24 protein-coding genes are annotated in these 25,334 nt (G+C 72.4%); 10 read left to right on the top strand and 14 right to left on the bottom strand.

Going from position 1 to position 25,334, the window contains the following annotated elements; translation table 11 throughout:
- Positions 1–49: 49 nt before the first annotated feature.
- From pcaDC to MQP27_RS07070, 7 genes are read right to left on the bottom strand one after another with little or no spacing between them, the layout of a single operon-like run.
- Entirely contained in the window at positions 50–1,180 is a 1,131-nt protein-coding gene (pcaDC, locus tag MQP27_RS07100) for a bifunctional 3-oxoadipate enol-lactonase/4-carboxymuconolactone decarboxylase PcaDC (protein WP_242762332.1), read from the bottom strand.
- Positions 1,177–2,511, bottom strand: a complete 1,335-nt coding sequence (gene pcaB / locus MQP27_RS07095; RefSeq protein ID WP_242762331.1) for a 3-carboxy-cis,cis-muconate cycloisomerase — start codon at positions 2,509–2,511, stop codon at positions 1,177–1,179. Before pcaB ends, pcaDC begins: the two co-directional genes overlap by 4 nt.
- Positions 2,508–3,113 carry a protocatechuate 3,4-dioxygenase subunit alpha gene (pcaG, locus tag MQP27_RS07090; protein WP_242762330.1) on the bottom strand — a complete coding sequence of 202 codons (606 nt, stop codon included), beginning with the start codon at positions 3,111–3,113 and terminating at the stop codon, positions 2,508–2,510. The genes pcaB and pcaG overlap by 4 nt, the downstream gene beginning before the upstream one ends.
- Before the next feature lie 6 nt (positions 3,114–3,119).
- Positions 3,120–3,893, bottom strand: a complete 774-nt coding sequence (gene pcaH / locus MQP27_RS07085) for a protocatechuate 3,4-dioxygenase subunit beta (protein WP_242762328.1) — start codon at positions 3,891–3,893, stop codon at positions 3,120–3,122.
- A 20-nt stretch (positions 3,894–3,913) separates the two neighbouring features.
- Complete coding sequence (locus MQP27_RS07080) at positions 3,914–5,116, bottom strand: thiolase family protein (protein WP_242762326.1); 1,203 nt, start codon at positions 5,114–5,116, stop codon at positions 3,914–3,916.
- Positions 5,113–5,757, bottom strand: coding sequence for a CoA transferase subunit B (locus MQP27_RS07075; protein ID WP_242762324.1), 645 nt, complete (start codon positions 5,755–5,757; stop codon positions 5,113–5,115). Before MQP27_RS07075 ends, MQP27_RS07080 begins: the two co-directional genes overlap by 4 nt.
- Positions 5,757–6,512 carry a CoA transferase subunit A gene (locus MQP27_RS07070; RefSeq protein WP_242762322.1) on the bottom strand — a complete coding sequence of 252 codons (756 nt, stop codon included), beginning with the start codon at positions 6,510–6,512 and terminating at the stop codon, positions 5,757–5,759. The genes MQP27_RS07075 and MQP27_RS07070 overlap by 1 nt, the downstream gene beginning before the upstream one ends.
- A 197-nt stretch (positions 6,513–6,709) precedes the next feature.
- On the opposite strand from MQP27_RS07070, the gene MQP27_RS07065 reads away from it, so the two are divergent.
- Entirely contained in the window at positions 6,710–7,174 is a 465-nt protein-coding gene (locus MQP27_RS07065; RefSeq protein WP_242762320.1) for a MarR family winged helix-turn-helix transcriptional regulator, read from the top strand.
- A gap of 14 nt (positions 7,175–7,188) precedes the next feature.
- Here the strand turns inward: MQP27_RS07065 and MQP27_RS07060 are convergent, their stop codons facing one another.
- On the bottom strand, positions 7,189–8,199 hold the full coding sequence (locus MQP27_RS07060; protein WP_242762318.1) for a DUF3048 domain-containing protein: 1,011 nt from the start codon (positions 8,197–8,199) through the stop codon (positions 7,189–7,191).
- Between the two features lie 127 nt (positions 8,200–8,326).
- Here MQP27_RS07060 and MQP27_RS07055 point away from each other — a divergent pair, with 127 nt between their 5' ends.
- Positions 8,327–9,517: a zinc-dependent alcohol dehydrogenase gene (locus tag MQP27_RS07055; protein WP_242762316.1), complete on the top strand. Its 1,191-nt coding sequence runs from the start codon at positions 8,327–8,329 to the stop codon at positions 9,515–9,517.
- Between the two features lie 28 nt (positions 9,518–9,545).
- On the opposite strand, the gene MQP27_RS07050 is transcribed toward MQP27_RS07055, so the two are convergent.
- Positions 9,546–10,613: an ATP-dependent DNA ligase gene (locus MQP27_RS07050; RefSeq protein WP_242762314.1), complete on the bottom strand. Its 1,068-nt coding sequence runs from the start codon at positions 10,611–10,613 to the stop codon at positions 9,546–9,548.
- Between the two features lie 73 nt (positions 10,614–10,686).
- Here MQP27_RS07050 and ligD point away from each other — a divergent pair, with 73 nt between their 5' ends.
- Together ligD and MQP27_RS07040 are read left to right on the top strand one after the other, a co-directional pair.
- Positions 10,687–11,718: a non-homologous end-joining DNA ligase gene (gene ligD / locus MQP27_RS07045; RefSeq protein WP_242762312.1), complete on the top strand. Its 1,032-nt coding sequence runs from the start codon at positions 10,687–10,689 to the stop codon at positions 11,716–11,718.
- Positions 11,719–11,790: 72 nt separating this feature from the next.
- Complete coding sequence (locus MQP27_RS07040; protein ID WP_242762310.1) at positions 11,791–12,816, top strand: LacI family DNA-binding transcriptional regulator; 1,026 nt, start codon at positions 11,791–11,793, stop codon at positions 12,814–12,816.
- A gap of 13 nt (positions 12,817–12,829) precedes the next feature.
- On the opposite strand, the gene MQP27_RS07035 is transcribed toward MQP27_RS07040, so the two are convergent.
- Positions 12,830–13,615 (bottom strand): VOC family protein, encoded by a 786-nt coding sequence (locus MQP27_RS07035; RefSeq protein ID WP_242763598.1) that lies wholly within the window; start codon positions 13,613–13,615, stop codon positions 12,830–12,832.
- A gap of 200 nt (positions 13,616–13,815) precedes the next feature.
- Here MQP27_RS07035 and MQP27_RS07030 point away from each other — a divergent pair, with 200 nt between their 5' ends.
- Complete coding sequence (locus tag MQP27_RS07030) at positions 13,816–14,061, top strand: WhiB family transcriptional regulator (RefSeq protein ID WP_242762309.1); 246 nt, start codon at positions 13,816–13,818, stop codon at positions 14,059–14,061.
- A gap of 46 nt (positions 14,062–14,107) precedes the next feature.
- Positions 14,108–17,461, top strand: coding sequence for a hypothetical protein (locus tag MQP27_RS07025; protein ID WP_242762308.1), 3,354 nt, complete (start codon positions 14,108–14,110; stop codon positions 17,459–17,461).
- A 6-nt stretch (positions 17,462–17,467) separates the two neighbouring features.
- Here MQP27_RS07025 and MQP27_RS07020 read toward each other — a convergent pair whose 3' ends face one another.
- The 3 genes from MQP27_RS07020 to MQP27_RS07010 form a co-directional block, all read right to left on the bottom strand.
- Positions 17,468–18,442 carry an acyl-ACP desaturase gene (locus tag MQP27_RS07020; protein ID WP_242762307.1) on the bottom strand — a complete coding sequence of 325 codons (975 nt, stop codon included), beginning with the start codon at positions 18,440–18,442 and terminating at the stop codon, positions 17,468–17,470.
- Positions 18,443–18,659: 217 nt separating this feature from the next.
- Positions 18,660–19,436: a dimethylargininase gene (ddaH, locus tag MQP27_RS07015; RefSeq protein WP_242762306.1), complete on the bottom strand. Its 777-nt coding sequence runs from the start codon at positions 19,434–19,436 to the stop codon at positions 18,660–18,662.
- A 126-nt stretch (positions 19,437–19,562) separates the two neighbouring features.
- A complete protein-coding gene (locus MQP27_RS07010) occupies positions 19,563–21,176 on the bottom strand; it encodes an ABC-F family ATP-binding cassette domain-containing protein (RefSeq protein WP_242762305.1) in 1,614 nt (537 codons plus the stop codon).
- 300 nt (positions 21,177–21,476) lie between these two features.
- Between MQP27_RS07010 and MQP27_RS07005 the strand changes: the two genes are divergently transcribed.
- Together MQP27_RS07005 and MQP27_RS07000 are read left to right on the top strand one after the other, a co-directional pair.
- A complete protein-coding gene (locus MQP27_RS07005; RefSeq protein WP_242762304.1) occupies positions 21,477–22,100 on the top strand; it encodes a GOLPH3/VPS74 family protein in 624 nt (207 codons plus the stop codon).
- An 85-nt stretch (positions 22,101–22,185) separates the two neighbouring features.
- Positions 22,186–23,013, top strand: a complete 828-nt coding sequence (locus tag MQP27_RS07000) for an isocitrate lyase/PEP mutase family protein (RefSeq protein WP_242762302.1) — start codon at positions 22,186–22,188, stop codon at positions 23,011–23,013.
- Positions 23,014–23,135: 122 nt separating this feature from the next.
- Here MQP27_RS07000 and ssgD read toward each other — a convergent pair whose 3' ends face one another.
- Complete coding sequence (ssgD, locus tag MQP27_RS06995) at positions 23,136–23,552, bottom strand: spore wall synthesis regulator SsgD (RefSeq protein WP_242762300.1); 417 nt, start codon at positions 23,550–23,552, stop codon at positions 23,136–23,138.
- 224 nt (positions 23,553–23,776) lie between these two features.
- Between ssgD and MQP27_RS06990 the strand changes: the two genes are divergently transcribed.
- Together MQP27_RS06990 and MQP27_RS06985 are read left to right on the top strand one after the other, a co-directional pair.
- A complete protein-coding gene (locus MQP27_RS06990) occupies positions 23,777–24,874 on the top strand; it encodes a WD40/YVTN/BNR-like repeat-containing protein (RefSeq protein WP_242762298.1) in 1,098 nt (365 codons plus the stop codon).
- 88 nt (positions 24,875–24,962) lie between these two features.
- Complete coding sequence (locus tag MQP27_RS06985; protein ID WP_242762294.1) at positions 24,963–25,295, top strand: plasmid stabilization protein; 333 nt, start codon at positions 24,963–24,965, stop codon at positions 25,293–25,295.
- Positions 25,296–25,334 lie beyond the last annotated feature (39 nt).

Genomic DNA, 25,334 nt, shown 5'->3' with positions numbered 1-25,334 from the left:
ACGCGGTGCGGCCATGTGCGAGGTGCTGCTGAGGCTACGACCACCAGTGTCACCCTTCGTTCGCCGCGTCTTCCTCCGCCAGCACCCGCTGGGCCGTCGCGAACGCCGAGTTCGCGGCCGGAACCCCGCAGTACACGGCCGTCTGCAGCAGCACCGCGCCGATCTCCTCGGGCGTGAGCCCGTTACGCCGCGCGGCCCGTACATGCATGGCCAGCTCGTCGTAGTGCCCGTGCGCGACCAGCGCGGTCAGCGTGATCATGCTGCGCTCGCGGCGCGAGAGCGTCGGGTCGGTCCAGATCTCGCCCCACGCGTAGCGCGAGATGAAGTCCTGGAACCGGGCGGTGAACGGGGTCTGCCGGGCCTGCGCCCGGTCCACATGCGCGTCCCCGAGCACCTGCCGCCGTACCTCCATACCGCGTTCGGCACCCCCGCCGAGGTGGGCGCGCAGTGCCGTGAGCACGGCCTCCGGGCACTGCGCGGGCGCCAGATGGGAGGCCCCCGGGATCTCGACCAGGGCCGAACCGGGCACGGCGTCCGCGATCTCCCGCAGATGGGCCGGCGGTGTCGCCGGGTCCTCGCGGCCCGCGACGAGCAGCGTCCGCGCGCGGATCTCGCCGAGCCGGTCGCGCAGATCGAAGGCGGCCAGCGCGTCACAGCACAGCGCGTACGCCTCCGGGTCGGCCTCGGCGTGGTCGCGGACCAGCTCCGGCACGGTGAAGTCCCCGGCGAACCAACGGGCGTTCGCGCTCTCCAGCAGCCACCCCATCCCGTCCCGGCGGACCCGCTCGGCCCGCTCCTCCCACGGCTTCGAGCCGTTGAAGTGGGCCGAGGAGCAGAGCACGGCGAGGGACTCGACGCGCTCCGGACGATGCACGGCCAGATGCAGGCCGACGGCCCCGCCCAGCGACACCCCCGCGTACGCGAACCGCTCGATCCCGAGCGAGTCGGCGAGCGCCAGCACCAGGTCGGCCAGGTCACCGACGGTGACGCCCGGCCCGATCAGCCCGGCCGCCGAGCCGCCGTGCCCCGGCAGGTCCCAGCGGATCACCCGATGGGTGGTGGACAGCTCGGGCGCCACCTTGTCCCACAGGGCGTACGACGTCCCGAGCGAGGGCCCGAGCAGCAGCGGGGGAGCCGAAGTGGAGCCCTCGGCACGGTGGTTGAGGAGTTTCCCGGTCAACGTCGCTCCAGGGCGCGGTCGGTGAGGCTTGCGGCTGCACCCGTGTAACGGGCGGGGTCGGTGAGCTCGCCGAGGTCGACGTCCTTCAACTCGGGTTCTTCGGCGAGGAGTTCGGCAAGGGGGCGACCTTCGGTGTACGTCCGCCTGGCGGCCTCCGTGAGCAGGGCCTTGGCGCGGGCCCGGCCCAGCACCGCGGCCAGTTCGGCCGACAGGCGCTCGGAGACGATCAACCCGTGGGTGAGACCCAGGTGTTCGCGCATCGCCTCCGCGTTCACCCGCAGCCCTTCGGTGAGTTCGGCCGCGTCCCGGGCAGCCCCGCCGACCAGCCGCAGCAGATCCCGCAGCGGCTCCCACTCCGCGTGCCAGGCCCCGGCGGGCCGCTCGTCCTCCGCCGCCATCGACCCGTACAGCGTGGCCGCCGACTGGGGCGCCCGGCACGCGGCGGCCGCGATCAGCGTGGACCGTACGGGATTCGCCTTGTGCGGCATGGCGGACGAGCCGCCCCCGCTGCCCTCCGCGACCTCCGCGATCTCGGTACGGCCGAGCACCAGCACGTCCGCCGCGACCTTGCCCAGCGCCCCGGCCGCGAAGGCGAGACAGCCGGCGAGGTCGGCGATCGAGGTGCGCAGGGTGTGCCAGGGGAGGAGGGGCTCCTTGAGGCCGAGTTCGCGGGCGTAGGCCGCCACGAGGGCCTGCGGGTCCTGGGCGCCGTACGCCGTGAAGGCCGCCAAGGTCCCGGTGGCGCCGCCGAGTTGGACGGGCAGCGACTCCCGTACAGCCTTGATGCGGTCGCGCGCGTCGAGGGTGAGCGACCGCCACCCGGCCGCCTTCAGCCCGAACGTCGTCGGCACGGCGTGCTGGCTGAGGGTGCGGCCGGGCATGACGGTGTCGCGGTGCCCGGCCGCGAGCCGGGCCAGCGCCCGCTCGGTGCGGGCGAGGTCGGGGAGGACCGTGTCGAGGGCGCGGGCGGCGACCAGCATCATGGCCGTGTCCATGATGTCCTGGCTGGTCGCGCCCCGGTGGACGTACGGGCCGTACTCCTCGCCGACCGCCTCCGTGAGGTCGGCGACCAGCGGGATGACCGGGTTGCCGCCGCCGCGGGCGCGCTCGGCGAGGGAGCGCACGTCGAAGCGGTCGGCGACCGCCGCCTCGGTCACGGCGCCGGCCGCCCCGGCCGGGGCGAGGTCCAGGGAGGCCTGGGCCCGGGTCAGGGCGGCCTCGGCGTCGAGCAGGGCTTGCAGGCAGGCCGTGTCGGAGGTCGCCGACGCGGCGGGGGAGCCTGCCCACCCGGGGGCGAGCAGGCCGGTGTCGTCGGGATGGGCAGAAGTCACTGGAACTCCAGGAAGACCGTCTCGCCTTCGCCCTGAAGGCGGATGTCGAAACGGTATGTGCCACGGCCCTCGTCCGCCGCGATCAGCGTGCCGCGCCGCGCCTCGTCCAGCCGCGCGAGCAGCGGGTCGGTCGCGTGCGCCGCCTCGTCGCCCGGCAGGTAGATCCGGGTGAACAGGTGCACCAGCAGTCCCCGCGCGAACACGCACGCGCTGATGTACGGCGCGCTCCGCCCCCGGGCGCCCGGGCGCAGCGTCCGCGCGTACCAGTGCCCGTTCGCATCCGTCTGGATGCGTCCCCAGCCGGTGAACTCCACGCCGTTGCGGCCCAGATAGTCGCCGGAGGCCGGGTCACGGCGTATCGAGCCGTCGGTGGTGGACACGTTGCCGTCGGGGTCGGCGCCCCACAGCTCCACGAACGCGTCGGGCAGCGGCTTGCCCTCGCCGTCCAGGACGTAACCGTGGACCGTGATCGTGTCCGGGTGGCCGAGCGGGGCGATGTCCTCGCCGCCGCGGAAGGGCAGCGCGTAGCCGTAGAAGGGGCCCACCGTGTGCGACGGGGTGGGCAGCACGCTCTCCGGCCTGCTCGTGTCGATCTTCGTCATGGCAGGTCAGCGCCCTTCTTCGAGCCAGGTGGCGTTCGGGCCGTCCAGCACGATGTCCCAGTGGTACCCCATCGAGAACTCCGGCACGGACAGGTCGTGGTCGTAGGTCGCGACCAGCCGCTGGCGCGCCGCGTCGTCCGTGACCGACTGGATGATCGGGTCGTACGGGAACAGCGGGTCGCTCGGGAAGTACATCTGCGTCACCAGCCGCTGGGTGAACGCCGTGCCGAACATCGAGAAGTGGATGTGCGCCGGGCGCCAGGCGTTGAGGTGGTTGCGCCAGGGGTAGGGGCCGGGCTGGATCGTCGTGAAGCGGTAGTGGCCTTCGGCGTCGGTGATCGTGCGGCCGACGCCGGTGAAGTTCGGGTCCAGCGGGGCGTCGTGCTGCTCGCGCTGGTGGGCGTAGCGGCCCGCCGAGTTGGCCTGCCAGATCTCGATGAGCTGACCGCGCACCGGACGCCCGTCGCGGTCGAGCAGCCGCCCGGAGACGGTGATCCGCTCACCGATCGGCTCGCCGTCGTGCTGCCGGGTCAGATCGTTGTCGATGATCGTGATGTCCCGCTCGCCGAAGGCGGGGGAGTGCAGCTCCACCAGCTCCGGGTCCTTGGTGACGTCGATGGCGATCGGCGGCTGCTTGGGGTGGCGCAGTACGGAGGAGCGGTACGGCGCGTAGTCGCGGCGCGGGTGGTGCTCTACGGGGGCACCGTCGGCGACCCGCTTCTCGTACGCGGCGTGCTCGGCCGCGATCTCCTGGTCGATGTCGTGCTGGGTGAGAGTCATGGGGATCTTCCTCGGGGGTCTCAGCGTTCGAGGACGAGGGCGAGGCCCTGGCCGACGCCGATGCAGAGGGTGGCGACGCCGGTGCCGGAGCCGCGGCGGGCGAGCTGGTGGGCGACCGTCCCGGCGAGGCGGGCACCGGAGGCGCCGAGCGGGTGGCCGAGGGCGATGGCGCCGCCCTGGGGGTTGAGGATCGCCGGGTCGAACTCGGGCCACTCGGCGACGCAGCCGAGCACCTGGGCGGCGAAGGCTTCATTCAGTTCGAGAACTGACAGGTCGTCAAATCCCTTGCCGGCCTTGGTGAGGGCGCGGCCCACGGCCTCGACCGGGGCGAGCCCGAAGTACTGCGGGTCGACGGCGTGCACGCCGGTCGCGGAGACCCGGGCCAGCGGCTCGCGGCCCACCGCCTTGAGGCCCTCCTCGTCGACCAGGAGCAGGGCGGCGGCACCGTCGTTGAGCGGGGAGGCGTTGCCCGCGGTGACCGTGCCGTTCTCCTTGCGGAAGGACGGCTTGAGCTTGGCCATCGCGGCCAGGGAAGCGTCCGCGCGGACCGACTCGTCGGCGGCGAGGACGACCGGCTCACCCTTGCGCTGCGGAATCGACACGGGCACCAACTCGGCGTCGAACAGGCCCTGTTGCTGGGCCCGGGCCGCCTTCTGGTGCGAGGCGAGCGCGAACTCGTCCTGCTGCTCCCGGCTGATCTTGTGCTTCTCGGCGATCAGCTCGGCGGACTCGCCCAACGGGATCGTCCACTGCGGGTCCATCCTCGGGTTGACCATGCGCCAGCCGAGGGTGGTCGAGTACAGCTCGGTGTGGGCGGCCGGGAAGGGCTTGTCGTTCTTGGGCAGCACGTAGGGGGCGCGGGTCATCGACTCGACGCCGCCGGCCACGGCGATGTGGGCGTCGCCGACCGCGATGGCACGGGACGCCTGGATGACGGCTTCGAGGCCGGAGGCGCACAGGCGGTTGACGGTGACGCCGGGCACGGAGGTGGGCAGGCCGGCGAGCAGTGCGGCCATGCGGCCGACGTTGCGGTTCTCCTCGCCCGCGCCGTTGGCGTTGCCGAAGTAGACGTCCTCGATCCGGGCCGGGTCCAGGGCGGGGGTGCGGGCGATCAGTTCGCGGATGGCGTGGGCGGCCAGGTCGTCCGGGCGCACCGAAGCGAGACCACCGTTGTAACGGCCGATCGGGGTACGGACAGCGTCGACGATGTAAACCGTGTTCACAGCAGGTCCTCCGCAACGGTCAGTTTCGCGTCGGTCTCGGCGATGACGTCCTCGACGCTCACACCCGGCGCGACCTCGGTCAACACGAGTCCGTCCGATGTCACGTCGATCACCCCGAGATCGGTGATGACCCGGTTCACACACGCTTGGCCTGTGAGCGGCAGCGTGCACTCCTCCAGGATCTTCGCCGACCCGTCCTTCGCGGTGTGCGTCATCACCACGATGACCGTACGAGCCCCGTGCACCAGGTCCATCGCCCCGCCGATCCCGGTGATCAGCTTCCCGGGAACGGCCCAGTTCGCCAGGTCCCCCTTCGCGGAGACCTGCATCGCGCCCAGCACCGCGACATCGATGTGCCCGCCGCGGATCATCGAGAAGGACAGCGCGGAGTCGAAGAAGGAGGCGCCCGGCAGGACCGTCACGGTCTCCTTGCCGGCGTTGATCAGATCCGGGTCGACCGCGTCCTCGGCCGGATACGGGCCCGTGCCCAGGATGCCGTTCTCCGACTCCAGGATCACCTCCACGCCCTCCGGCAGATAGTTCGGGATCAGCGTGGGCAGGCCGATGCCGAGGTTGACGTACTGCCCGTCGGCAAGCTCGCGCGCGGCCCGGGCGGCCATCTGCTCACGTGTCCAGGCCATCAGCTGCTCACCGTCCGCTGCTCGATCTTCTTGTCCGCCGCCTGCTCGGGGCTCAGCGCCACCACGCGCTGCACGAAGATGCCCGGCAGATGCACCGCGTCCGGGTCGATCTCGCCGGGCTCGACGAGCTCCTCCACCTCGGCGACCGTAACCCGCCCGGCCATCGCCGCGAGCGGGTTGAAGTTCCGGGTGGACTTGTTGAAGACCAGGTTGCCGTGCCGGTCGCCCTTGGCGGCCCGCACCAGCGCGAAGTCGGTGCGGATGCCGCGCTCCAGCACGTACTCCACCCCGTCGAACTCCCGTACCTCCTTCGGCGGTGAGGCCAGCGCGACGCCGCCCTCACCGTCGTAACGCCACGGCAGTCCGCCCTCGGCGACCTGCGTGCCCACTCCCGCGGGCGTGTAGAAGGCGGGGATCCCGGCGCCGCCGGCCCGCAGCCGCTCGGCCAGCGTGCCCTGCGGGATCAGCTCCACCTCCAGCTCGCCGGCCAGGTACTGCCGCGCGAACTCCTTGTTCGCCCCGATGTAGGAGCCGGTGACCCGGGCGATCCGCCCGGCCGCCAGCAGCACCGCGAGGCCGGACTCCATCGCCCCGCAGTTGTTGGAGACCACGCCCAGACCGCCGACGCCACGCTCGTACAGCGCCTGGATCAGCACGTTCGGCACCCCGCTCAGCCCGAAACCGCCGACGGCGAGTGTGGCGCCGTCCGGCACGTCGGCCACCGCCTCGGCGGCTGTGGCGACCACCTTGTCCATCAGTGAAGCTCCATCTCGCTGATTAATCAGGGCACTGACTATTTCGGTGAAGTTTCCTTCACGCTGCCACCGGAAGGAGTCGGCGTCAAGACCCAGGAGAAGCATGAGGTCAGGGGAGGCGTGCCGGTGTACAGACAGGGGAGGAACGCGGCGGGTATCGTTCAGTGCACCAACGAATTCGACCTCGGGGAGCGCACATGGCCGCGGTGGACCTCACCACCCACCCCGGGCACCTGGCCCGGCGGCTGCAGCAGGCCCACTACCTGCTGTGGAACACCATGGTCTCGGAGGAGATCACCTCGCCGCAGTTCGCGGTCCTCAACGCGCTCGTCGCCGAGCCCGGCCTGGACCAGCGCACGGTGGGGGAGCGGGTGGGGCTCGACCGGTCCACGATCGCCGAGGTGATCAGCCGGCTCGGCAGGCGCGGCCTGCTAGGCAAGGTGCGCGACCCGCGGGACGGCCGCCGGTTCCTGCTGCGGCTGACGGACGAGGGCCTGCGCACCCACCGCAAGCTGACCGTGCGCACGGCCCGGATGAACCAGGTCTTCCTGGCCCCGCTCTCCGCCGACGAGCAGGCGCTGTTCTTCGAACTCATCCGGCGGGTCGCGGACGCGGCCGAGGGGCTCCGCAACCCCGCGGAACCCCTCGTCGCGCAGCGCTGAGACCACGGCCGCCGTCAGGAGGCCTTGACGAAGACCACCCACACCTGGCCCTTCGCGAAGTTCACGGGCGCGCCGTCCCCGGTCGTGAAGTCCGTGCCGTCGGTGGCGTTCGCGCGCTTCCAGTCGACGTCGTACGCCTTCCCGTCCCGCAGCACCTTCGCCCTCCCGGAGCCCACGGTCTCGGTGTACGGGGTGTTGTTGCCGAGGACGTCGTGGAAGGCGGACTTGCGCACCTTCACGTACTGCAGCACGACCGTCGCCGGTGTCACCCGTTTTCCGTCGGTGGTCACGGTGGGCGTGCCGTCCATCGAGACCAGCCAGCGGTGGCGGTCCTCGGACCAGGTGAAGTCGAAGCGGGCGGACGGGTAGCGGACGGTGGCCGACGTGTCCGGCGTGCCGCCGGCGGGTGCGGCGCCGTACCGGAATCCGTTGGTCAGCGCCTCCGGACCCGGTGCCGACGGCATCAGACGGGCGGGGTGCAGGTAGAGGTTGTGGGGTGAGGGCTTGTCGGCGCCGCGGTAGTAGGCGCCGTCGGCCTTGTCCGGGGGTTCGGCGGTCAGCGGGGCCTTGTCGATCAGTGGCAGCAGCTTGTGCTGGGCGCCGGAGAAGGCGAGCGTCGGGTCGTCGTACTGGCGCAGCAGCTCCAGGTCGGACTCGCGGGCGCTGCGGACCGGTCCGACGGACTTGGGCAACTGGCTCGCGTAGACCGCCATCAGCCTGCTGAGGCCGCCCTCGACCTGCTCGGCGTAGACGACGTCCGCGGAGCGCAGCCCGGTCTGCGGGCGGGCCGCGGGCACGTTGTCGATCTTCACGGCGAGCACCGGGGCGCCGGCGGCCGCGCTCTGGTCCGGGGACGGCGAGGGGGACGTGGGCGGCTGTGTCCGGCCGCGGCCGTCGTCCGCCGGGGTGTGCTGTCCCGTGCAGCCGGCCGCCAGTGCGGCCGTCACCGTGGCGGCCAGCAGCGCCACCGTCGTCGAGGCACGTCTTCCACGTGCCGTTCGTCCCTTGCTCACCGTGGCCACCATCCACATCCCGTGTCATTGATTGTGCGCTTATAAGTTCATTCGTGGCCATACCCGCTCGGTTCTGATTGTGCGCGTTGAATACGCCAATCGGACGTGAACGAGGGTGAACGTCGGGTACTCGGCCGCCATGAAGGCTGTGACATGGCAGGGCAAGCGAGACGTACGGGTGGAAGACGCCCCCGATCCGAAGATCCAGGAGCCGACCGACGCGGTCATCCGCATCACGTCGACCGGACTGTGCGGCTCCGACCTGCATCTCTACGAGGTGTTGACCCCGTTCATGACACCGGGCGACATCCTCGGACACGAGCCGATGGGCATCGTCGAGGAGGTCGGCGCCGGGGTGCCGGACCTCGCGGTGGGCGACCGGGTCGTCGTGCCGTTCCAGATCGCCTGCGGCGACTGCTGGATGTGCCTGACCGGGCTGCCCACCCAGTGCGAGACCACCCAGGTCACCGGCGAGGGCATGGGCGCCGCGCTGTTCGGCTACACCCGCCTGTACGGCGCCGTCCCGGGTGCCCAGGCCGAGTACCTGCGCGTCCCGCAGGCCCAGTTCGGCCCGATCAAGGTGCCGGACGGCCCGCCCGACGACCGCTTCGTCTACCTCTCCGACGTGCTGCCCACCGCCTGGCAGGCGGTCACCTACGCCGGCGTCCCCGAGGGCGGCAGCGTCGCCGTGCTCGGCCTCGGTCCGATCGGGGACATGGCCTGCCGGGTGGCCCAGGTGCGCGGCGCGGGCCGGGTGTTCGGCGTCGACCTGGTGACCGAGCGGCTGCGCCGGGCACGGGCCCGCGGTGTCGAGACGTACGACCTCAGGGACTTCGACAGCGAGAAGGAGCTGGTCTCCGCGATCCGCGACGAGACCGACGGGCGCGGCCCCGACGCGGTGATCGACGCGGTCGGCACCGAGGCCCACGGCAGTGCCGCCGCCCGGCTCGCGCAGCAGGCCTCGGCCCTGCTGCCGCGCAAGCTCAGCGGGCCGTTCGCCGAACGGTTCAGCGTCGACCGGCTCGCCGCCCTCTACACCGCGATCGACCTGGTCCGCCGCGGCGGCACGCTCTCCCTCGTCGGTGTCTACGGCGGGATGGCGGACCCGCTGCCCCTGCTCACCCTGTTCGACAAGCAGATCCAGATCCGCATGGGCCAGGCCAACGTGCGCCGGTGGAGCGACGAGATCCTGCCGTACCTGACCGACGAGGACCCGCTCGGCGTCGACGACTTCGCCACCCACCGGGTGCCGCTGGCCGAGGCCCCGCGCGCGTACGAGATGTTCCAGAAGAAGCGGGACGGCGCGGTGAAGGTGCTGATGACGCCCTGAGTCGAGGACTTCCTCGGGACCGCCTTCCTCAGGGACCGCCCAGGATCTCGCCCAGGTCGTAGCGCACCGGCTCCTCCAGCTGCGCGTACGTGCAGCTCTGCGGGGTGCGGTCCGGGCGCCAGCGGCGGAAGCGGGCCGTGTGTCGGAAGCGCGCGCCGTTCTCCATGTGGTCGTAGGCGACCTCGACCACCCGCTCCGGCCGCAGCGGCACCCAGGACAGGTCCTTCTTGCCCGACCAGCGGCTGGGCGCGCCGGGCAGCCGGGCCGTCTCGTGCGCCGCCTCGTCCGACCAGGCGGCCCAGGGATGCCCCTCGGCGCTGTCCATCCGCAGCGGCTCCAGCTCCTCGACCAGCTCGGCGCGCTTCTTCATGGCGAACGCGGCCGACACGCCCACATGTTGGAGCCTGCCCTGGTCGTCGTACAGGCCGAGCAGCAGGGAGCCGACGATCGGTCCGCTCTTGTGGAAGCGGTAGCCCGCGACCACCACGTCCGCCGTGCGCTCGTGCTTGATCTTGAACATCGCGCGCTCGTCCTGGAGGTAGCGCAAGGTGAGCGGCTTGGCGATCACGCCGTCCAGGCCCGCACCCTCGTACTGCTCGAACCAGCCCTGCGCGACCTCGACGTCGGTCGTCGCCGGCGCGAGGTGCACCGGCGCGGTGACGCCGTCCAGGGCGCGGGCCAGCAGGGCGCGCCGGTCGGTCAGCGCCACGTCCAGGAGCGACTCGTCGTGCAGCGCGAGCAGATCGAAGGCCACGAAGGACGCCGGGGTCTTCTCGGCGAGCATCCGCACCCGGGAGTCCGCCGGGTGGATGCGCTCGGTCAGCGCGTCGAAGTCGAGCCGCCCGTCGCGCGCGATGACGATCTCGCCGTCCAGCACGCACCGCTCAGGCACCCGCTCCCGCAGCGCCGCGACAAGCTCCGGGAAGTACCTGGTCAGCGGCTTTCCGGTACGGCTGCCGAGCTCGACCTCGTCCCCGTCGCGGAACACGATCGCCCGGAACCCGTCCCACTTCGCCTCGTACTGCATGCCCGGCGGGATCTTCGCCACCGACTTGGCGAGCATCGGCTTCACGGGCGGCATCACCGGGAGATCCATGCTCCGATTCTGCTCGCATATGCCCACTGTCGCCCGGTGTGCGAGCTTTGCGAGGTACGCCTACCGTGGCCGCATGGGCGAAGCGGTGGAACTGGAGGCGGGCGGGCGCACCGTCCGGCTCTCCAGCCCGGACAAGATCTTCTTCCCCGAGCGCGGATTCACCAAGCTGGACCTCGCCCGGTACTACATCGCCGTCGGCCCCGGCATCCTGCGCGCCCTGCGCGACCGGCCCACCACGCTGGAGCGCTATCCCGAAGGCGTGACCGGCGAGAACTTCTTCCAGAAGCGGGCGCCCAAGAACATGCCCGACTGGATCCCGCGGGCCCACATCACCTTCCCCAGCGGCCGCAGCGCCGACGAGATGTGCCCCACCGAGGAGGCCGCCGTACTGTGGGCCGCCCAGTACGGCACGCTCACCTTCCACCCCTGGCCGGTACGCCGCGACGACGTCGACAGCCCCGACGAACTCCGCATCGACCTCGACCCGCAGCCCGGCACCGACTTCGACGACGCGGTGCGCGCCGCCTTCGAACTCCGGGGCGTCCTGGAGGAGTTCGGCGGTCTGCGCGGCTTCCCCAAGACCTCCGGCGGCCGGGGCCTGCACGTCTTCGTGCCGATCGAACCGCGCTGGACCTTCACCCAGGTCCGGCGCGCCGCCATCGCCGTGGGCCGCGAGCTGGAGCGCCGGATGCCGGAGCGGGTGACGACCAAGTGGTGGAAGGAGGAGCGGGGCGAGAAGATCTTCGTCGACTACAACCAGACGGCCCGCGACCGCACCATCGCCTCCGCCTATTCGGTACGGCCCCGCCCGCACGCCCCCGTCTCCGCGCCGCTGCGCTGGGACGAGGTCGGAGAGGTGCATCCGCGGGACTTCGACCTCGCGACCATGCCCGCGCGCTTCGCCGAACTCGGCGATGTGCACGCGGACATGGACGACCACCGCTACTCGCTCGACGCGCTGCTGGAGCTCGCCCGCCGCGACGAGCACGACCACGGCCTCGGCGATCTGCCGTACCCGCCCGAATACCCCAAGATGCCGGGTGAGCCCAAGCGGGTGCAGCCGAGCCGCGCGAAGAAGGAGCAGCCGGGACCTTCGGGTCCCTGAGTCGAGAGCGCTCTCACGACCTGTGCGCCCGGCGTTATCCTGATCGGCACCCCGCCGATGAGGAGCCCCGAAGTGACCGACACAGCGCCGCGTCCCACTCTGGAGGCCGTGGCCGCCCGGGCCGGAGTCTCCCGGGCCACCGCGTCGCGGGTGGTGAACGGCGGGGACGGGGTGCGCGAGCCGCTCGTGGCGCGGGTGCGGCGGGCCGTGGAAGAACTGGGGTACGTGCCGAACCAGGCCGCCCGCAGCCTGGTGACCCGGCGGCACGACGCCGTCGCCGTGGTCATCGCCGAACCGGAGACGCGGGTGTTCGCCGACCCCTTCTTCGCTCTGCAACTGCGCGGTATCAGCAAGGAGTTGACCGCCCACGACAACCAGCTCGTGCTGCTGCTGACGGAGGGCCGGGACGACCACGCGCGGGTCGGACGGTATCTCGCCGGCGGTCATGTCGACGGCGCGCTCGTCTTCTCGCTGCACCTCGACGACCCGCTGCCCGGGCTGATCCAGCGTGCCGGTGTGCCCACGGTGTTCGGTGGGCGGCCCGGCTGGAGCGAGGACAGTGGCGGTGCGGTGTACGTCGACAGCGACAACCGGGGCGGGGCGCGGGAGGCCGTACAACACCTCGTCGGGCTCGGGCGGACGCGCGTCGCGCACATCACCGGGCCGCTGGACCAGACGTCCGCGGCGGACCGGCTGGAAGGGTACCGGGACGTGATGGGTGACGCGGATCCCGGGCTGGTCGTGGAGAGCGACTTCACTCCGGCCGGGGGCGAGCGGGCCATGCGGGAGCTGCTCGAACGGCACCCTTCTCCGGACGCCGTGTTCGCCGCCAACGACCTCACCGCGTCGGGGGCCTTGCGTGTGCTGCGGGAGCGAGGGCGGCGGGTGCCGGAGGACGTCGCGCTGATCGGGTTCGACGACATGCTGCCGGTCGCCGAGCAGACGGATCCGCCGCTGACCACCGTCCGGCAGGACATCGAGGAGATGGGGCGGCTGATGGCTCGGCTGCTGTTGCGCGGCGGCGCGGAGCAGGGGGTCGAAGGCGCGCCGTCCAGCGTGGTGCTGCCCACCACGCTGGTGCGGCGCGCCTCGGCGTGACCCTGCGGCGCCCCTATGCCTGTTGAGTCGCGCTCTTGATCACCGCGAAGCGGGCGCCGTACGGGTCCGTCAGCTTGGCGAAGCGGCCCACTCCCTCGATGTCCGTGGCGGGGACGCGGACCGTGCCGCCCAGCTCCCGGGCCTTGGCCACCGTGGCGTCCGTGTCGGTGACCTCGAAGTACGGGAGCCAGTAGGCGCTGTCCTCGGACGGGTCGTCGGCCAGGGGCACGACGCCGCCGAACATCGAGTCCGCGCCGCCCCCGGCGGGGTTGAAGGTGGTGTACGTCCCGCCCGGGAAGGACACCGCCTCGGTCTCCAGACCCAGCGTCTCGTGGTAGAACCACGCGGCCGCGGCGATGTCCGGGGTGTAGAGCTCGACCCAGGACAGCGAACCGGGCTCGTTCGCCACGTCGACGCCCTTGGTGCGGCCCGGCTGCCAGATGCCGAACGGCACGCTCGCCTTGTCCGCGAGGATCGCCATGTGGCCCTCGCCCATCACGTCCATCGGCTGCATCAGCACACTGCCGTGCGCCTGCTCGGCCGCCTTGGCGGTGGCCTCGGCGTCCGCGGTCTGGAAGTAGACGGTCCAGGAGGGTGGGCCCTGCTCGGGCGTGGTCTGCATGCCGCCGGCCGCCGTCTTACCGCCCAGCTGGAAGAAGCCGTAACCGCCGGCGTCCGGTCCCGCCGACCGGAACTCCCAGCCGAAGAGGCCGCCGTAGAAGGAAATGGCGCCGTCGATGTCGGAGGTGCCGACATCGATCCAGTTCGGAGCGCCGTTGACGAAACGGGTGGTGAGCATCATCGCCCTCCTCGTAAGGGTCCCGTTCTCTGCACTGCCGAGTCTTGCACCGCCCACTGACAATCGCCGCCGAAGTGTTCCGCGCGCCGCCGTGCGCGCCGGGGTGCGGGCACGCCACCATCAGGGTGGCCGGGGGCCGCGCAGGCGCCGTTGATCGCGCGTTGATCGAACGTTTTTCGGTGCCCGGCACGATCCCGTCCATGCACATCGACACGATCCCACCGGCCGACCTCGCCTGGCAGGCCCAGGCGCTGTGCGCGCAGACCGGGGCGGACTTCTTCTTTCCCGAGCCGGGCAGCTCGGTACGTGAGGCGAAGCGCATCTGCGGCATGTGCGAGATGCGGCCGGCCTGCCTGGAGTACGCGATACGCAACGACGAACGCTTCGGCGTGTGGGGCGGGCTGTCGGAGAAGGAACGGCTGGAGCTCCGGCGCACCCGCTGCTGAGCGAAATTCCGCCCGCCACGCGTGCGTGGGCAGGCACAATCCCCGCATGGTCCGTCTCACCCCGCAGCAGCAGGCCGAGAGCCTGCTGAACGTCCTCGATCCCCTCCCGCACCCGCAGCGCATGCGGAGACTCGCCACCCGGGTACGGGAGACGACGCCCTTGCGGCCGGTGCTGGAGGAACTGGAAGGCCGCGGGACCTACGGACGGCAGCTCGCCGTCGTCGCCGCGTCCGTCGGGGGCGACTGCGAGTGGATCGCCGCACGGATCGCCGACGCCGACTCCTTCGTCCGGGGTCACGCGCTGCGGGTGGCCGACAGCCTCGGCGTGCCGGACGCGGCCTTCGAGGCGGGACTCGCCGACGCCTGTGAGGTCGTGCGCCGGGACCTGCTGCACGCGGTGGTCGCCTCGGGGCGCACCGCGCTCGCCGACCGGCTCGTCGACGCGGTGCGCGCCGACCGGGGAGACACGGAGGCAGCCAGGCTGCTGCCCGGCTGCACGGCCGACACGGTGGCGCGGCTGCTGCCCGGGCTGCTGCACGGCGTCGGGGCGTGGACGGCACTGGCCAGGCGGCACCCCACGGTCCTGCTCGACACGCTGGAGGCGCAGCTGTCCGCGCTGCCGCCGGCGCTGCGCGAGACCTGGTGGTCGCGCTACGGGCGCGCGGTGGCCACGGTGACGCCCGCCGAGCCGCTGCGCGTGCTCGACCTCCTCGACCGGCTGGGGCCCGCCCGGCTGCCGTACGAACTCCGCGACCACGTACGGACGTTCGCCGCCGTGGATCCGGGCCGGGTCCTGCGGCTCCTGCTCACTCCGGCGTGGGCCGACGTGGTCGGCGTCCGCTCGATGAGCACGGGCACCCTGCGCCGGCTGGCCCGCTCCGAGCGGCCCGAACTCGTCGACTACGGGCGGTCGTTGCTGCCGTACGGCACTCTGCCCGTCCTGCTGACGGCACTCCCGCCGTCCCGGCGACAGGCGCTGTACACCGCCGTCAACGAAGGGCGCGGCGACTCCGACACGCTCGATGTCGCCGTACTCGATGTACTGACGCGCCGTCATGCGGCCGACCGGGCAAGGGAGTCGGCCGAACGGGCCCGTGAACGCGGCGCGCGGTGGAACGCGGTGCTGCTCGCCGAGTCGTATCTGCCCGTCGACGAGGTGCGCGAGCGGCTGCTGGCCGCGACCCGGCGGGCGGCCGCCGAGGACCGTGCCGAGGCCTGGCCGCTGCTGATCCGCAACGCCGCGCGTTGGGGCGACCCAGCCGCCGTCACCGCCGTACTGCGGGACATGGAGCGGCTGCGCAACGAACAGGACCCCGTGCGGTCGGCCGCGCTGCGCGCCCTCGCCGGCACCCGGGCCGCCCTGTTCACCGAGGACGCGGCGCCGCACCTGGACCGGATCGCCGGCGACGCCGTCGAGGCCCGTGACTCCTCGCCCGAGACCCGGCGGCGGCTCAGCACGCTCGCCGTCGCCGTACTGCGCGAGCAGGCGGCGGGCGGATCAAGGGAGTTGGTGAACTGGGCGCTGCGCACCCTGGTCCGGATCTCCGGCCACACCGGCGGCGCGGACCTCGGAGGCCTCGACCGCACGCTGCGGCGCGGCCAGGAGCACCAGGTGTACGAGGCGCTGCGGCCGTGGATCGAGGCGGGCGCGGAGAAGGCCGACTACGGCCTCGCCTTCGCCCTCGCCCGCGCCGCGGGCCGGCGCGCCGCCGGCATGACCGAGCTGCAGGAACTGCTGTGGCAGGCGGTCCGGTACGGCAACGACGCCACCGTGCGCACCGCCGTCGAGCTGTGGCTGGAGCCGCACGCCACCCGCGACGAACGGGTGGCGCGCATCCTCGCCCAGGAACCCTCCGCGGCCGTGCTGCCGACGGTGCTGCACACCCTCGTCCGGCGCCGCACCGACCTCCTGGACCAGTTGCTCGCCGAGACCCCGCCCTACGGCCGCTTCCTGACCAAGGGCACCCCGTGGTCCGTACCGGCGACCACGGACGTGCGGCGCTGGGTGCCACGTCAACAGGCCGCGCTGCTCAGGCAGTTGGCGGCGCAGGCCGGGGACGCCGGGCTGCCGGTGTACCAGCGGGCACACGCCGTGGCACAGGCCGCGCGAGTGCCGGACGGCGGCGCCGACCTGGTCCGCCGCTGGACCGGATCGTCCGAGGTCGTCCTCGCGGAGGCGGCGCTCGCCGCGCTGTCCCGCACCGACCGACCCGCCGACGCGCTGCCCGAGCTGCTGGCCCACGCCGGCGGGGACCGGGCCCGGGTCGCCGTCTACGCGGCCACCCGCGCTTCCCGCTACGCGGCGCCGTCGCGCCTTGCCGCGCAGCTGACGGAGGTGCTCACCGCGCCGGACGCCAAGGTGACCAGCCGCAAGGAGGCCGTGCGGCTCGCGGCGACCCGCCTGCCCGTGCCGCAGGCCGCGCGCCTGGTCACCGACACCTACGCGCGCCCGGGTACCCACCTCGACGTACGCGCGGCCTGCGTCGCCTTCACCGGAGGCCTGCTGGGCCACGAGGAGGTCTGGGCGCTGCTGCGCGACGCGGCCGGCGCCGAACCGGTCCTGCGCGCCGCCGTGCTCCGCGTCACCCCGTTCGACCTGCCCGAGCCGCGACGGGAGCGCTACGCCGCCCTGGTCCGCGAGGTCAGCGCCACCGACGACGCCGAGACCGCGGACCTCGCCTTCACGGCACTGGCCCGCTGGACCCCCTGGTCGCCCGAGGCACCCGGCGTGCTGGCCCGCGCCGCGACCGACCTGACGGAGCGCGCCAACTGGCATGCCGCCGCCCGGGGCCTGGTCACGGCCGCGGCGGCCACTCCCGAGGGCGCCCTCGGGCTGCGCGAAGCGCTGCGCACCCTGGCCGAGACCCCGGCCGACACCGAACCCGACGCCGAGGAGCGGCGCGACCGGCCCGCCCGCCGTCGCATCGGGTTCCTCGTCGCCTGTCTGGAACAGGGCGCCCGCACGGATCCGGAGGCCGTCCGCCCCGTCGCGCTCGCCGCGAGCGAACTGCTGGGGGAGTACGACGCCCACGTCCCGCATGCCGCCGCGCTCGCCGCGACCCACCTGGACCTGGCCGCCGTACCGCTGGACCTGGACCGGTTGGCCGCCGCCGTGGGCGACGGCCGGCCTGTGCTGGCCGCCGAGGTCGCCGACAGACTGGCGACCCGCCTGGGGCACCGCGAGAAGCAGGTGGACCCCGACGCCCTGCTGGCCGAGGCAGTACGGCTGACCGAGCACGGCGGGCACACCCAGGGCCTGCTCGCCCTCGCCGTCGTGCAGGCGGTCGGCAACGGTACCGAGTGGCCCGCCGTCTGGCGGGAGCGGCTGCGGGCGCTGCGCCGCCACCCCTGGGCCGACGTACGGGACGCGGCCCTGGAGGAGACGACGGCGTACGAGTGAGGGTCGTCAGGCTCCGGCGCGCGCCGCCATCCGGGCCTTGCGCGCCGCCAGCTTCTCGTCGAACTTCAGGGCCTCGGCGTCCAGTCCGCCCAGGTAGAGGCCGAGCTCCTCCTGGGCCTGGCGGCCCTCCGGGCCCAGGCCGTCGATCTCCATGATCTTCAGGAAGCGGATGACCGGCAGGAGCACGTCGTCGTGGTGGATGCGGAGGTTGTAGACCTCGCCGATCGCCATCTGCGCGGCGAACCGCTCGAAGCCCGGCATGCCGTGGCCGGGCATGCGGAAGTTCACGACGACGTCGCGGACCGCCTGCATGGTGAGGTCGGGCGCGAGCTCGAACGCGGCCTTGAGGAGGTTGCGGTAGAAGACCATGTGGAGGTTCTCGTCGGTCGCGATGCGCGCCAGCATGCGGTCGCAGACCGGGTCGCCGGACTGGTGGCCGGTGTTGCGGTGCGAGATGCGGGTCGCGAGCTCCTGGAAGGCGACGTAGGCGACCGAGTGCAGCATCGAGTGGCGGTTGTCGGACTCGAAGCCCTCCGACATGTGCTGCATGCGAAACGCCTCCAGCTTGTCCGGGTCCACCGCGCGTGAGGCGAGCAGGTAGTCGCGCATCACGATGCCGTGCCGGCCCTCCTCGGCGGTCCAGCGGTGCACCCAGGTGCCCCAGGCGCCGTCGCGGCCGAACAGCGAGGCGATCTCGTGGTGGTAGCTGGGGAGGTTGTCCTCGGTGAGGAGGTTCACCACCAGGGCGATGCGGCCGATCTCGGTGACCTTGGACTGCTCCTTGTCCCAGGCTTCGCCGTCCTCGAACAGGCCCGGGAAGTTACGGCCGTCCGACCACGGCACGTACTCGTGCGGCATCCAGTCCTTGGCGACCTTCAGATGCCGGTTCAGCTCCTGCTCGACCACTTCCTCGAGCGCGTACAGCAGCCGGGCGTCGGTCCAGACGGCGGGACTGCCGAGGTGCGGGGAAGTGATCGTCACAGGAACTCCAGGGGGACGCACGACAGAAGGGGGACGGATCGGCGAGCGGCGCCGGAACCTACGGGATCGTAGGCTACGAATCCGTAGGTTACGAAACCGTAGGTTAAGCGCGTTGTAAAGAGCCCTGATCAGGCAGCCCGCACAAGCCTTCCGGGGGCATGCCAAAAAGCCCCGGGACCCGCAGGTCCAAGGGCTGAAAGGGTGAGAGGCTCACCCGTCAGGCGTACAGGTCCCGCATCCGCACCGAGAGGCACGTCACACAGCCCTCGAGCTTCTCGAACTCGCCGATGTCGACGAGGACGGGCTCGAAGCCGAGGTCGGCCAGGAGTTCCGCCGTCTTCGGCGCGCTGGCCGCCATCAGCAGCTTGTCGCCGCCGAGCAGCACCACATGGGCGCCGGACTCCTCGGGCACCGACAGGAAGCGCGGGAACAGGGAAGGCCGGTCGACCTTCGGGATGTGCCCGATGACGGTCCCGTCGGGCAGCGCGGTGACCGCGGACTTCAGATGCAGCACCTTGCTGACCGGTACGGCGACCACCTGGGCGCCGAGCGGCTCGAAGGCGGCCCGCAGCTGCTGGATGCCGGCCGCGTTGGTGCGCCCGCCGCGGCCGACGTAGATCGTGTCGCCGATCTTCAGCACGTCGCCGCCGTCGAGGGTGCCCGGCTCCCAGATCCAGTTCACCGAGCAGCCGAGCCTCGCCACGGCCTCCTCGACGCCGATGGTCTCCTCGCGCCGCGACTCGGCGCCGGAGCGGGCGATCAGCGCAACGTTCCGGTACATGACGACGGTGTCCTCGACGAACACCGAGTCGGGGTTGTCGTCGGCCGGGTCCACCTCGACGGTCTCCCAGCCGTGCTCGCGCAGGGCCTCGACGTACGCCTCCCACTGCTCCGTCGCAAGACCGGCATCGACCTTCTCCCGCTCGATGTGCGTCACCAGACCTTCGGCGAGGCGCGGGCTGGGGCGGCGGACAAGGGCCTTCTTGCTGGGCACTGGGGACTCCGTAACGGCGGGACGGCGGACCGGGCGCCCGTGGAGCGGGGCCCGGTCCGCCATCATGCAGCGCGGACCGTCCGGGGCAAAACCCCCGTTGCCAGGCTGTGCCCCTCCTGAGATGCGCTATCCCACCTCCTCCGGCGCGGTTTCCCGCAGCTCGCCGTCGAGCAGCAGCCAGCGCGTGATGCCGATCGACTCCAGGAACGGCAGGTCGTGGGAGGCCACGATCAGCGCCCCCTCGTACGACTCCAGGGCCGTGGTCAGCTGGCGCACGCTCGCCATGTCGAGGTTGTTCGTCGGCTCGTCCAGCATGAGCAGCTGCGGGGCCGGCTCGGCCAGCATCAGCATCGCCAGGGCGGCCCGGAAGCGCTCGCCGCCGGACAGGGTCGCCGCCTTCTGGTCGGCGCGGGCGCCCCGGAACAGGAAGCGGGCCAGCCGCGCCCGGATCCGGTTGTTGCTGGCGCCCGGCGCGAACCGGGCCACGTTCTCGACGACCGACCGCTCGCCGTCGAGCACGTCCAGACGCTGCGGCAGGAACCGCAGCGGCACGTGCGCGTGCGCCTCGCCCGCCACCGGCGCCAGCTCCCCGGCGATGGTCCGCAGCAGCGTCGTCTTGCCCGCGCCGTTGCGCCCCACCAGCGCGACCCGCTCGGGCCCGCGCAGATCCAGCCCCCCGGCGACGCGCGCGCCGTAGGCCAGCTCCAGGTCCAGGAGGGTGAGCACGGTACGGCCCGGCGGCACGGCGGTGTACGGCAGGTCGACACGGATCTCGTCGTCGTCCCGTACGGCCTCCACCGCCTCGTCGAGTCGCTCCTTCGCCTCGGTGAGCCGCTCCTCGTGCATGATGCGGTGCTTGCCCGCGGACACCTCGGCCGCCCGCTTGCGCGCCCCCATGACGATCTTCGGCTCGCGCTTCTGGTCCCACATCTTCTGCCCGTACCGCTTGCGGCGGGCCAGCTTGACCTGGGCGTCGACCAGTTCCCGCTTCTGCTTGCGGAAGTCGGCCTCCGCGACCCGCAGCATCCGCTCGGCCGCCTCCTGTTCGACGGCGAGCGCCTCCTCGTACGCGGAGAAGTTGCCGCCGAACCAGGTGACCTCACCGGAGCGCAGATCCGCGATCTGGTCGACCAGGTCGAGGAGTTCACGGTCGTGGCTGACCACGACCATCACTCCCGGCCAGGCGGAGACGGCCGCGTACAGCCGCCTGCGCGCATACAGGTCGAGGTTGTTGGTCGGCTCGTCCAGGAGCAGGACGTCCGGGCGGCGCAGCAGCAGTGCGGCCAGGCGCAGCAGCACCGACTCGCCGCCGGAGACCTCTCCGATGGTGCGGTCCAACTGGATGTGGCCGAGCCCGAGTTCGCCGAGCGTGGCGAGCGCGCGCTCCTCCACGTCCCAGTCGTCGCCGACCGTCTCGAAGTGTTCCTCGGCCACATCGCCGGCCTCGATGGCGTGCAGCGCGGCCCGCTTCGCGGCGATGCCGAGCGCCTCGTCGACGCGCAGGTGCGTGTCGAGCGTGACGTTCTGCGGAAGGTAGCCGACCTCGCCGGCGACGCGCACGGCGCCCTCGGCCGGGGCGAGTTCACCGGCGATCAGTTTCAACAGGGTGGACTTTCCCGACCCGTTGACCCCGACGAGCCCGGTCTTGCCCGGGCCGAAGGCCACGTCCAGGTCCTCGAAGACGGGGGTGCCGTCGGGCCAGGCGAAGAAGAGGGACGTGCAGATGATGGAAGTAGACACAAGGCGCCTCGCGGTTGCTCGATGCGATCAGGGGCAAACGCGTATCGAGACACCTGCGACCCAGGAGCCCGGAGGAAACGGCGGGGCACAAGAAAGGGCCCTGCTCCGTCGGGACGGCTCGAACACCGAGGTCGCACGCGGCGCACACACCTAGGTGTGTGACGCGGTGTCTCAAGACCTCAGACGAGCAACGTCCTTCTCCGATCGACGGCAACAGAACCGCTGTACACCGTACGAGCGGTGTCGGTGGCTGTCAACGCATTAACGTGAACCCCGAACTCGCCGCACCAAGGAGACCTTGTGCCCCACGGTTCGCTCTCGCTCCCGGCCCGGCTCTGTCTGCTCGCCTGGGACCCCACCGCCGAGGTCACGGGCACCGCCCACCTGGTACGCGCCGGCGCCCTCGTCGAGCTGGCCCGCGCCGGTCTGCTCACCGACGAGGACGGCATCGCCACCCCTGCCGACATGGACGCTCTCACCGGGGACGCGGTCCTCGACGGGCTCCTGGAACTGGTCCGCGAGTCCCGGCCGCACCGGTGGCGGTCCTGGGTGCCGCTGCACGCGCGCGTGACGTCCGACGCCGTACGGGAACAGCTGACCGCCGAAGGGTGGCTGCGGGCGGAGAAGAAGCGGGTCCTGGGCGTGTTCCCGAGCGTGGAGCACGTACTGGAGCGAGTGGAGGCCGTGGACGCTCTCCGGGACGAGGCACGGCGGGTGCTGGAGGGGTCCGTGCCGGTCGCCGAGGTCTCGGAAGGGGATGCGGCGGCCGTGGCGCTCGCCGCGGCGGCCGGGCTGCCCGCGCTGTTCCCCGACGGCGATCGCGAGCGGCACAAGGAGCGCGTCGAGGTGCTGATCGAGCACAGCGGCGGGCCGCGAGAGATCCTCGGCGAGCTCTGCGAGGCGCTGGCGACCGCGTCACCTTGACGTCGGCGGCGAGCGCCGCACCCGCGCCACGTCGATGTCGGATTCCTGCCAGCCCCGCCCCGCCGCCGCTGCTTGAGTAGGGCGCATGACCTCATCGCGTGATCGCGCCGAAGCCTTCCGTTCCCTGCACGTCCCCGGCCGCCCGCTGGTCCTGCCGAACGCCTGGGACACCTCGAGTGCCCGCCTCGTCGAAGACGCGGGCGCCCGCGCCGTTGCCACGACCAGCGCGGGCCTGTCCTGGGCGCTCGGCTCCGCCGACGGAGACCGAGTGGACCGGGCCACGGCCCTCGACGCCGTCGCGCGCATCGCCGCCGCGGTCGACGTTCCCGTCAGCGCCGACGTCGAGTCCGGCTACGCCGAGGACGCGGCGGGCGTCGGCGACACCATCCGTGCGGTGATCGCGGCGGGGGCGGTCGGGGTGAACATCGAGGACGCGCTGTACGAGGACGGAACGGGACCGTTGCGTCCCGTCGCCGAGCAGGCCGAGCGCATTGCCGCCGCCAGGGAGGCCGCGGACGCGCAAGGGGTGCCGCTGTTCGTCAACGCCCGGATCGACACGTTCCTGAGGGGCGACGGGGACGTGGACCTCACCCTGGAGCGGGCGGCCGCGTTCCTCGCCGCGGGCGCCGACGGGATCTTCGTCCCCGGGGCCGTCGAGCCGGGGACGGTCAAGCTCCTCGTCGAGGGGATCGATGGGCCGCTCAACGTGATGGCCCATCCCGGCGCACCGACGGTCGCCGAGCTGGCCGCGCTCGGGGTGGCGCGGGTGAGCGTCGGTTCGGGCATCGCGCAGGCCGCGCACGCGTTGGTCCGCCGTGCCGCGCGGGAGCTGCTGGGCGCGGGGACGTACGACACGCTGACCGACGGACTCGACTACGGCGAGCTCAACGCCCTGCTGGGCCGGACGCGGTAGGGCAGCGCCGCCAAGGGGCGCGGGGCTGTATCGATATGCGGCTCCGCCGCGTGGGCGCGACCAGCCACGACGGTGCCGCAGCCGACCGACCGACGACCCATCGCCGCACATCCGCGGAGCGCTCAGCAGGCGTCCCGCATCAGCTCCGCCAGGTCGTGGTCCAGGTCGAGGTGCAGGTGCTCCAGGCCCGCGGGCACAAGCTGCCCCGTGGCCTCCAGGAAGCGCCGCAGGTCGCCCGAGCGGACGTGCACGACGGCGGTGCCCTCGGGGGCGTGGAACTCCAGGACGGTGCGGTCGTAGCCGTACGGGCGCACCCGTACGTCGCCGTGGCCCTCGGCCCGCTCCAGGCCGGCCGTGAGGAGCTCGCGCGAGAAGGTCCAGCAGACCTCCACGCCCTCCAGGGTGGCCGGGGCCGGGAAAGTCATCCGGACCGCGAACGGGTCACTACGGTCGTAGTGCAGCTTGGCCGGGATGCTCGGCATCCGCGGCGCGGCGGCGACGAGGCGGGCCTCCACGGGCTGCTCGATGAGGGTGGACAACGCCTTGCTCCCTTGGTGACGGCTGAACGGGCTGCCGGGCGGATCGGTCCGGGCACTGCTAGAGACGTCGGAATCGGCCAATCCGTGCACACCAGATTCGAGTGACCTGCGTCACCGCGTTCATGCACAGAAGTGACGTGGTTCATCTCCCGTGCCCCGACAGCCACTTGTGGTGATCGCGGGCCTCTGGACGGCGTCCGGGCGGTCGGCTAGCTTCGCCCGCCATGAGGCGCTTGGGGAACACGCGAGGTCGGAGACGGACGTTTCGGACGGTGGCCGCGGGGGCGGTGTGCTCGGCGGCGCTGGCGGCCGTGACCGCCGTACCCGCGCAGGCGGGGGAGCACGGGGTGCCGCACTGGGAGCTCAAGGCCACCGGAACGCCCGATGTCCGCTTCCGCGGGCTGTCGGCCGTGGGCCGGGACACCGCGTGGGTCGCCGGAACCGGCGGCACCGTGCTGCGCACCACCGACGGCGGAGCGAGCTGGCGGAACGTCTCGCCGCCCGGCGCCGCTGATCTGCAGTTCCGGGACATCGAGGCCTTCGACGCGCGGCGGGCCGTGGTGCTGGCCATCGGCGAGGGCGAGGCGTCCCGGGTCTACCGCACCGAGGACGGCGGCGCGACCTGGACCGAGTCCTTCCGCAACACCGACGCCAAGGCCTTCTACGACTGCCTCACCTTCTTCGACAGCCGCCACGGCCTGGCGATGAGCGACCCGGTGGACGGGAAGTTCCGCATCCTGTCGACCGCCGACGGCGGCCGCTCCTGGAAGGTGCTCCCGAGCAAGGGCATGCCCGCCGCGCTGGACGGCGAGGCCGGCTTCGCGGCGAGCGGCCAGTGCCTCGTCTCCTCGGGCCCCTCCGACGTCTGGCTGGCCACCGGCGGCGGGGCACGCGCGCGTGTACTGCACTCCGCCGACCGCGGCCTGACCTGGACGGCCGCCGACACTCCGATCCCGGCCGGCGACCCCGCCAAGGGCGTCTTCGCGCTCGCCTTCCGCGACCGCACCCACGGCCTCGCCGTCGGCGGCGACTACCGCGCCGACCAGGCCTCCCCGCAGGCCGCCGCCCGCACCTCCGACGCGGGGCGCGACTGGCGGCCCGCCGCCACGCCCCCGCCCGCCTACCGCTCCGGCGCCGCCTGGCTCCCGCACAGCCGCACCGCGGCCCTCGCCGTCGGCCCGACCGGCACCGACCTCACCACCGACGGCGGCCGCACCTGGCGGACCGTCGACACGGGCTCGTACGACACCGTGGACTGCGCCCCGGACCTCGGCTGCTGGGCGGCGGGGGAGCAGGGACGGGTGGCACGTCTGGAGCGATGACGCAAGGAACCGGAATGCGGGTACTCGGTCGGCGACCGCGACAGTCGCCGGCCGCGTGAGTCGCCGGCCGTGAGAGGAGTGAGCGACCATGCCCGCAGGTTCCAGCTCGAAGCGGGAACGCCAGTACGAGCACATCAAGAAGAGCGCGCAGGACCGGGGCGAGAGCACCAGGCGCGCCGAGGAGATCGCCGCGCGGACGGTCAACAAGGAGCGTGCCCGGTCCGGCGAGTCCAAGCAGGCCAGCCGCACTTCCACGCAGGACATGTCGTCCGGCAAGCGGGGCGGACAGCGCTCCGGCAAGGGCTCCCAGGGCCCGACCCGGGACCAGCTGTACAACGAGGCCAAGCAGCGCGGCATCGAAGGCCGTTCGAACATGAACAAGAGCGAGCTGCAGCGCGCGCTGGGCGGCAAGAAGAGCTGACCGGGGGCGAGTTCGAGCGGGACAAGCCGTAGGCAGCTG

The sequence above is a fragment of the Streptomyces cylindrosporus genome, assembly GCF_022698165.1.
GTDB classification, from domain to species: domain Bacteria; phylum Actinomycetota; class Actinomycetes; order Streptomycetales; family Streptomycetaceae; genus Streptomyces; species Streptomyces cylindrosporus.
This window is presented reverse-complemented; position numbering and strand designations above follow the sequence as displayed.

Excerpts from the sequence above, each read along its gene's own strand:
- MQP27_RS07050 (WP_242762314.1), bottom strand. The coding sequence starts at position 10,613 with ATGGATCTCCCGGTGATGCCGCCCGTGAAGCCGATGCTCGCCAAGTCG.
- MQP27_RS07075 (WP_242762324.1), bottom strand. The coding sequence starts at position 5,757 with ATGGCCTGGACACGTGAGCAGATGGCCGCCCGGGCCGCGCGCGAGCTT.
- MQP27_RS07030 (WP_242762309.1), top strand. The coding sequence starts at position 13,816 with ATGCACATCGACACGATCCCACCGGCCGACCTCGCCTGGCAGGCCCAG.
- ligD (WP_242762312.1), top strand. The coding sequence starts at position 10,687 with ATGGGCGAAGCGGTGGAACTGGAGGCGGGCGGGCGCACCGTCCGGCTC.
- MQP27_RS07065 (WP_242762320.1), top strand. The coding sequence starts at position 6,710 with ATGGCCGCGGTGGACCTCACCACCCACCCCGGGCACCTGGCCCGGCGG.
- MQP27_RS06990 (WP_242762298.1), top strand. The coding sequence starts at position 23,777 with ATGAGGCGCTTGGGGAACACGCGAGGTCGGAGACGGACGTTTCGGACG.
- pcaH (WP_242762328.1), bottom strand. The coding sequence starts at position 3,893 with ATGACTCTCACCCAGCACGACATCGACCAGGAGATCGCGGCCGAGCAC.
- MQP27_RS07070 (WP_242762322.1), bottom strand. The coding sequence starts at position 6,512 with ATGGACAAGGTGGTCGCCACAGCCGCCGAGGCGGTGGCCGACGTGCCG.
- MQP27_RS07060 (WP_242762318.1), bottom strand. The coding sequence starts at position 8,199 with ATGGTGGCCACGGTGAGCAAGGGACGAACGGCACGTGGAAGACGTGCC.
- MQP27_RS06985 (WP_242762294.1), top strand. The coding sequence starts at position 24,963 with ATGCCCGCAGGTTCCAGCTCGAAGCGGGAACGCCAGTACGAGCACATC.
- MQP27_RS07055 (WP_242762316.1), top strand. The coding sequence starts at position 8,327 with ATGAAGGCTGTGACATGGCAGGGCAAGCGAGACGTACGGGTGGAAGAC.
- pcaG (WP_242762330.1), bottom strand. The coding sequence starts at position 3,113 with ATGACGAAGATCGACACGAGCAGGCCGGAGAGCGTGCTGCCCACCCCG.
- MQP27_RS07025 (WP_242762308.1), top strand. The coding sequence starts at position 14,108 with ATGGTCCGTCTCACCCCGCAGCAGCAGGCCGAGAGCCTGCTGAACGTC.
- MQP27_RS07000 (WP_242762302.1), top strand. The coding sequence starts at position 22,186 with ATGACCTCATCGCGTGATCGCGCCGAAGCCTTCCGTTCCCTGCACGTC.
- MQP27_RS07035 (WP_242763598.1), bottom strand. The coding sequence starts at position 13,615 with ATGCTCACCACCCGTTTCGTCAACGGCGCTCCGAACTGGATCGATGTC.